The organism is Streptomyces sp. NRRL F-6492, assembly GCF_001280125.1.
Lineage (GTDB): Bacteria > Actinomycetota > Actinomycetes > Streptomycetales > Streptomycetaceae > Streptomyces.
In genome coordinates, this window is record NZ_LGEG01000260.1 from 39,169 (window position 1) to 45,378 (window position 6,210).

The 6,210-nt window shown below is 75.7% G+C and carries 5 protein-coding genes; 3 read left to right on the plus strand and 2 right to left on the minus strand.

Annotation, left to right across the window (positions count from 1 at the left end; all coding sequences use genetic code 11):
* Positions 1–99 precede the first annotated feature (99 nt).
* Positions 100–993, minus strand: coding sequence for an NAD(P)-dependent oxidoreductase (locus ADL08_RS30380; RefSeq protein ID WP_053648635.1), 894 nt, complete (start codon positions 991–993; stop codon positions 100–102).
* Between the two features lie 212 nt (positions 994–1,205).
* Here ADL08_RS30380 and ADL08_RS30385 point away from each other — a divergent pair, with 212 nt between their 5' ends.
* Entirely contained in the window at positions 1,206–2,255 is a 1,050-nt protein-coding gene (locus ADL08_RS30385) for a GlxA family transcriptional regulator (RefSeq protein WP_053648637.1), read from the plus strand.
* Here the strand turns inward: ADL08_RS30385 and ADL08_RS30390 are convergent.
* Positions 2,248–2,679 (minus strand): PPOX class F420-dependent oxidoreductase, encoded by a 432-nt coding sequence (locus ADL08_RS30390; RefSeq protein WP_053648639.1) that lies wholly within the window; start codon positions 2,677–2,679, stop codon positions 2,248–2,250. The genes ADL08_RS30385 and ADL08_RS30390 overlap by 8 nt on opposite strands.
* A gap of 455 nt (positions 2,680–3,134) precedes the next feature.
* On the opposite strand from ADL08_RS30390, the gene ADL08_RS30395 reads away from it, so the two are divergent.
* Both ADL08_RS30395 and ADL08_RS30400 read left to right on the plus strand, forming a co-directional pair.
* A complete protein-coding gene (locus tag ADL08_RS30395) occupies positions 3,135–5,228 on the plus strand; it encodes a HEAT repeat domain-containing protein (RefSeq protein WP_053648640.1) in 2,094 nt (697 codons plus the stop codon).
* Positions 5,229–5,375: 147 nt separating this feature from the next.
* A complete protein-coding gene (locus tag ADL08_RS30400; RefSeq protein ID WP_053648642.1) occupies positions 5,376–6,209 on the plus strand; it encodes a hypothetical protein in 834 nt (277 codons plus the stop codon).
* Position 6,210 lies beyond the last annotated feature (1 nt).

Below are 6,210 nucleotides of genomic sequence, written 5' to 3' on the forward strand. Positions count from 1 at the left end.
CGGGCGGCGCGTTGTCGTCGGTCGGTGGTCGGTGGTCGGAAGCCGGTGGCCGGTGGCCGGTGGCCGGTGGCCGGTGGCCGGTGGCCGGAGCCGAGCGCGTCAGGCGGCGGGCTTCCGGAACTGTTCGATCAGGGCCGCGTAGCTGCTGTCGGCGTGGCCGTCGGTCGCCGCGCGGTCGGTGAGCGCCTTGAAGAAGCGGGGCAGTTCGGCGTTGACACCGAGCTTCTCGCTCTCCTCGGCGAGGTGGCCCAGGGCGTCCCGGTGCACCGTCACGGTGGCGTCGTCGGCCGGGTAGACGCCCTCGTCGATCTGGGGGGCGTACGCGGTCACGTATTCGGTGACCACCTTGATCATCGTGTTGGCCAGCGGGGCGAAGGCGGTGGCCCTGACCTTCGCGGTGCCGAGCAGGGCGGCGCCCTGGAGGAAGCCGTTCAGGACGCCCCACATGATGCCGAGGAGCGACATGTCGTAGAGCGCCGACAGGCCGGGGTCGGTGTCCAGGTACGTGGTGCCCGCCGCGCCCAGCGCGCGCAGCGTCGCCTCGTGCTCCTCGAAGGCCTCCTTCGGGCCGCTGTGGAGCAGTACGGCCGCGTCGGTGGCGATGTCCGCCGGGATCGCCATGATGGCGCCGTCGAGGTAGCGGGCCCCCAGGCCCGCCGCCCACTCGGCGGTCTCGCGGGCCTGCGCCGAGGTGCCCGTCGTCAGGTTCGCCACGACCTTGCCCCCGAGCGAGCCGGCCGACGGGCCGAGCAGCTCGCGCACGGCGGCGTAGTCGGTGACGCAGACGACGACCAGCGGGCTCGCCGCGATCGCGTCCCCGACCGAACCGGCGCGGACGGCGCCCTCGGCGACCAGCCGGTCGGCCTTGGCGGCCGTGCGGTTCCACACGGTGGTGGGGTGGCCCGCCTCCAGGAAGGCGGCCGCCAGGGCCCGGCCCATCAGGCCCAGCCCGATGACCGTCACTGGAGCCTGGGCCCCGTTGGTGTTCGGCATTGCGTACTCCCGTTCCGGTTCACCCTGTGGTGCGCATGGTGTGCGTGATCCACGCGGCTTGCGTGGCCGCGCGGTTCGCGTAGTCGCGCGGTTCTCGTGGCCGCGTCGCGGCGGCGGTCCGCCCGTCACCCGCACCCTCGCACCCCCGGAAAGCCGGCCGACAGTGGCGGAAGTGCCGACCTTCGCAAAATTCCTGCCGTAGCCTCGCCTCCATGAATCCCGGGTCCGTCGCCATCGCTCTGGTCAACGACACCGACATGCAGGTCTGCGAGGTCTACGAGACGGCCATCGCCTACGCGGTCTTCGGCGATCCCCAGCCGGACCTCGCCGATCCCTGGTACGACCTGCGGGTGTGCTCCGTGTCCCCCTCGGCCTCCGCGGAGCCGGCGCGGGGCTTCTCCGTCCGTACCACCCACGGGGTCGAGGACCTCGTCACCGCCGACACCGTGATCGTGCCCTCGGTGCCGGACGCCGTCGTCAACCACGGGGCCTCCCTGCCGGGCGAGTTCGTCGACGCCCTGCGGCGCGCCCACGCCTCCGGCGCCCGTGTGGTCTCGCTGTGCACCGGGGCCTACGCGCTCGCGGAGGCCGGGCTCCTCGACGGCCGCCGGGCCGCCGCGCACTGGATGAACACCGCCGACCTGGCGGCCCGTTACCCCGGAGTGGAGGTCGACGACAGCGTCCTGTACGTCGACGAGGGCCGGGTGCTCACCAGCGCCGGCATGACGGCCGGCCTCGACCTGTGCCTGCACATCGTCCGCAGCGACCTGGGCGCCCACGTGGCCAACCAGCTCGCCCGCCGTCTGGTGGTCTCCGGTCACCGGCCCGGCGGGCAGGCCCAGTTCGTGGTCCTCTCCGTCCCGGTCACCGACGACGACGGCCTCGCGCCCGTCCTGGACTGGGCCGCCCGCCACCTGGACGAGCCCCTCACCGTAGACGACATGGCCGGGCGGGCCGGGATGAGCACCCGCACCTTCTTCCGGCGCCTCCGGGCCGCCACCGGGATGACCCCGCTCAAGTGGCTGCTCCACCAGCGGCTGACGCACGCGCGGACGCTGCTGGAGACGACCGACCTGCCGGTCGAGCGGATCGGCGAGTTCAGCGGCCTCGGTACGGCGGCCAACCTGCGCCGCCACTTCACCCTGCACGTGGGGGTGACGCCCACGGACTACCGCCAGTCCTTCGGGGCGGCGCCGGCCCGGGCCGGGCGTCCACGGCCGGCCGTGGACGCCGGCGCACCCCCGGTGCGTCCCGTCAGCTGATGTCGGCGCCGTACACGTGGTCGACGGCGAGGGTGATGAGGACCCGGCGGTCGGACACCATCACCGCCCGGTACTCGTCCCAGTCGGGGTGCTCGCCCGCGGCGGCCCGGTAGTAGTCCACCAGGGCCTCGACCTCGGGCCCGTGCGGGTCGGTCCCCGGGCCGGTGAGCGTGGCGACGCCCTCGGCGGTGGCCCAGGACATGCCGTCGGGGCCGGTGACCTCCAGGGCGGCCCGGGGGTCACGGCGCAGGTTCGCCGTCTTGGCCGTCCCGGCGGTGGTCGACACGCGGATGACGCCCGCCGACTCGTCGTAGGAGGGCTGGACGGGGGAGAGCTGCGGACGCCCGTCCGCCTTGATGGTCGCGAGGACGCCGAGCCGGCTCTCGGCGAGCAACGCCCTGGGATCGAAGGATGAGGCAGTCATGGCCCGATCATCGCCCGCCCCGTGGAGCGGAAGTCAAGTGAACCTCCCCCCGAACAGCGGTACTCGGCCGGACGGGTGCCGGGCCGGCCGGCACCGGGGCCCGTTCCCCTCATGGACGACATCGCGCCACGTATGGAGCGGTACGGGGGGCTCCGGGCGCCGTTCTTCGCGCCGGAGCGGTCGGCGGGCGCGCGCCGGGTAATGGACGACGGCCGCTCGCGCGGGTGACGGCGGTCCGGCCGGGGCGGTGGGGAGGAAGCGGCGTCCGGGCCGGGGGCGGCGGGGCCGCGGGGCGGGTACGCAGGGCAACTGCCTTGCTCCGCAGCGTACATGGCGCAAAGAGAGCGGAAGGCGGTGCTCCCGCGGGGTGGGTATCGGCGGTACGGCCTTGTTGTCCGTCCTGTGGTGCACACTTGCTGCCTGGTACAGCGCTCACGGGGGAAGGCGGCCTGGCAATGCTGACGGGGATCGAGGAGGTCGACTGGGCCTCGCTGGGGCATGCGTACGGCCCCGCGGACGACGTGCCGGAGCTGCTCCGCGGACTCGCCTCCGCCGATCCCGCGGAGCGGGAGACGGCCCTCGACGCCATGTACGGGGCGGTGCACCACCAGGGCGACGTCTACGACTCGACGCTCGCCTGCATCCCCTTCCTCCTCGAACTCGTCGCCGATCCCGGGGTCCAGGACCGGGGCTGCATCGTCGAACTCCTCACCAGCATCGGGGGGATCGAGCTCGACGACGACGAGGAGATGGGCGAACACCCCTGCGAGGACGGGGGGTTCGTCCCCGCCGCCAACTACGCCATGGCCGCCGCCGCCATCGCCGCCGGCGCCGGCGTCTTCCTCGGGCTCGTCTCGGACCCCGATCCCGAGGTGCGGCTCGCCGCGCCGTGGGCGCTCGCCTCGCTGCACCCCGAGCCCGCCCGGGTGCTGACCCTGCTGCGGGAGCGGCTCACCGTCGAGCGGGACACCGAGGTGCGGCTCGCCCTGGTGGCCGCCGTCGGGCAGATCGCCCTGCGGCACGCGTCGCTGCGCGCCGAGACCGTCGACTGGCTCGGCTGGCTCGCCCGCGCCGCCCAGGACCCGGGGCTCCGGCTCGCGGCCCTCGCGCAGCGGGCGCGCTGCGCGCCGGGCGAGATCCCCGACGACGTCGTGCCGTGGGTGACGGCCCTGCTGGAGGAGATCAGGACCGCGTCCGTCCCCGGGGCGGGGCCCGACACGCCCCGGGGCGCCGCCCCGACGCTCATCGGGCAGGTGCGGGAGCTCCTGGAGGAGCACGCGGCCGGACGGCCCGCCCCCTGGACCGAGGAGCTGCTGCGGACGCTGCACACCGCGCTCGACGACCGCGTCGACGACCGGATCGCGCTGGTCCTCGCCCAGCTCCGCAGCCCCGACTGGGGGCAGCGCTCGGACGCGATCTGGCTGTGCGGAGGTCTGATACGGGTCTGGCGCGGGCGGTACGAGGAGGTCGTCCGGCTCGTCGGCGACCAGCTCCAAGATCCCGAGCCCCGGCTCCGGGAGGCCGCCGCCTCCCTCCTGGAGCGGCTCTTCGAGCTGGGCGCGCCCGCCGCCGACGCGCTCGCGGCGCGCCTGGCCTCGGCTCCCCCGGGGCCGGCCGGCGGGTGCGGCTCCGCCGGGCGGTCCGGGCGGGACGGGGCGCTGATCGCCCTGGCGCGCGCCGGGGACGTCCGCGCGGTGCCGCTGCTCGCCCGCGCCCTGGAGGAGGGCGAGGTGCGGCGGGAGCTGCTGTACGCCACGGACGGCCTCGGGCCCTCCGCCGCGATGCTCGCCCCCGCGCTCCGGCGCCGGCTGGCCCGGGTCGAGCTGGACGAGCTGCTGTACGACCGGGCGGCCCCGCTGCTCTACGCCCTGGCCGCCGTCCGGGGCGCCCAGGCCCTTCCCGAGGTGCTGCGGGTGCTGCGCGGCGCGCCCGCGAACCGGCGCGACCGGGTGCGGGAGGCCGCCCTGCGCGCCCTCGCGGCCTTCGGGCCCGCCGCCCGGGAGGCCGTACCGGACCTGCGGGGGCTCCTGGCCGACGAGTCGGCCGCCGTCTCCACGGCGGCGGCGCGCGCCCTGTGGGCGGCCGGGGAGGACCCGGCGGAGGTGCTGCCGGTCCTGGAGCGGTGGCTGCGGCCGGGTCTGCCGGACGCGGACCGGTGCGCGGCCGCCCGGGCCCTCGGCGAGATCGGGCGCTCGGCGGCCGCTGCGGCCCCGGCCCTGCGGCCCGCCCTCGTCTCGCGGGACCTGTGGGTGCGGGTCCACGCCGCCGCGGCCCTGTGGCGGACGACCGGCGAGACGGAGGAGGCCCTTCCGGTGCTGCTCGCCGCCTGGGAGGAGGACCGGCACGCGCGCGTGGACATCGCGGAGTGCCTGGCGGAGATGGGCCCGGCCGCCTCGGCGGCCCAGCTGGTCGTCCTCACCGAGCTGACCCGCAGACGCCGCCACAACGCCCGCGAGGGCGCCTCGGGCACGCACGATGTCCACCTCGACGAGAAGCTCCTCACCCTGTGCCGGGCCGCCCTCGCCCGGATGGAGCGGGGAGCGTACTGAGTACTGAGGGACGCGGTGAGGGGCTCCTGCCGGTGGTCCCTCCGGCAGACCGGGAGACAAAAAGGACTTCGGTCCGCATAAGGTCTACGGGGAGAAGGACAGCCCCGTCGACCGCCCGGGTCGACCGACCGAGGAGCGGGTGGCCAGGTGGGAGCGCGCGGAGTGCACGTCGCCGTCGGCGTCCTGTGCGCCCTGTCCGCCCCCGTGCTCGCCGGGTGCGGCTCCGCCGGTACGGGCGGCCTGGAAAGCGCCGGGCCCACGCGCCCCGCCGTGGGGCCCGTACGGCTCTGGCCCGATCTGCCGCCCGCCACGAACCCGCCGATCGACTACGGCGAGTCCGACATCCAGCGCGTCCCCGGGATCCGGGTCACCGGCGACGACGTCCGCTCGGTCGACGCGGTGGAGGTCGTGCGGGCCGAGGTGCGCGCCCGCCCCGACGCGCGCAACGGCGCGGACGGGCTCTACGAGGAGACCGCCCGGGCCGTCGGGGCGTGCGTGAGCGAGCCGGCATCCTGTCCCGTCATGCGGCCGTACTACCGCGACCTCACCGGCGACGGCCGGGACGAGCTGATCGTCGGGATCCGGATGCCCGAGCAGCAGGTCGCCGTGCGGGTCTACCGCGCCGAGAAGGGCGGGCTCACCCGGATCATGTCCACCGTCGACCAGGTCATCAGCGTGGAGCTGGCCGGCCGCGACCTGATCATGCGGGTCGGGTCGGCCGGCATCCCCGGGTACGAGTACCGCACCGCCTGGTCCTGGGACGAGCGGCAGGGCAGCATGCTGCCCACCCGGGACGAGATCGTCCGGGCGGGCCGCCCCGGCGGCCGGCCCCCGGGCGCCCGGCCCTCCGGAACGGGACCTTCCGGGACCGCGCCCTCAGGCGCCGAACCCGCAGGCGCCGAGCCCTCCCCCGCACCCCCGTCGACGCCCTCCCCCGCACCCCCTCCAACACTCCCGCCCCCTTCGGAGGAGAGCCCGTGAG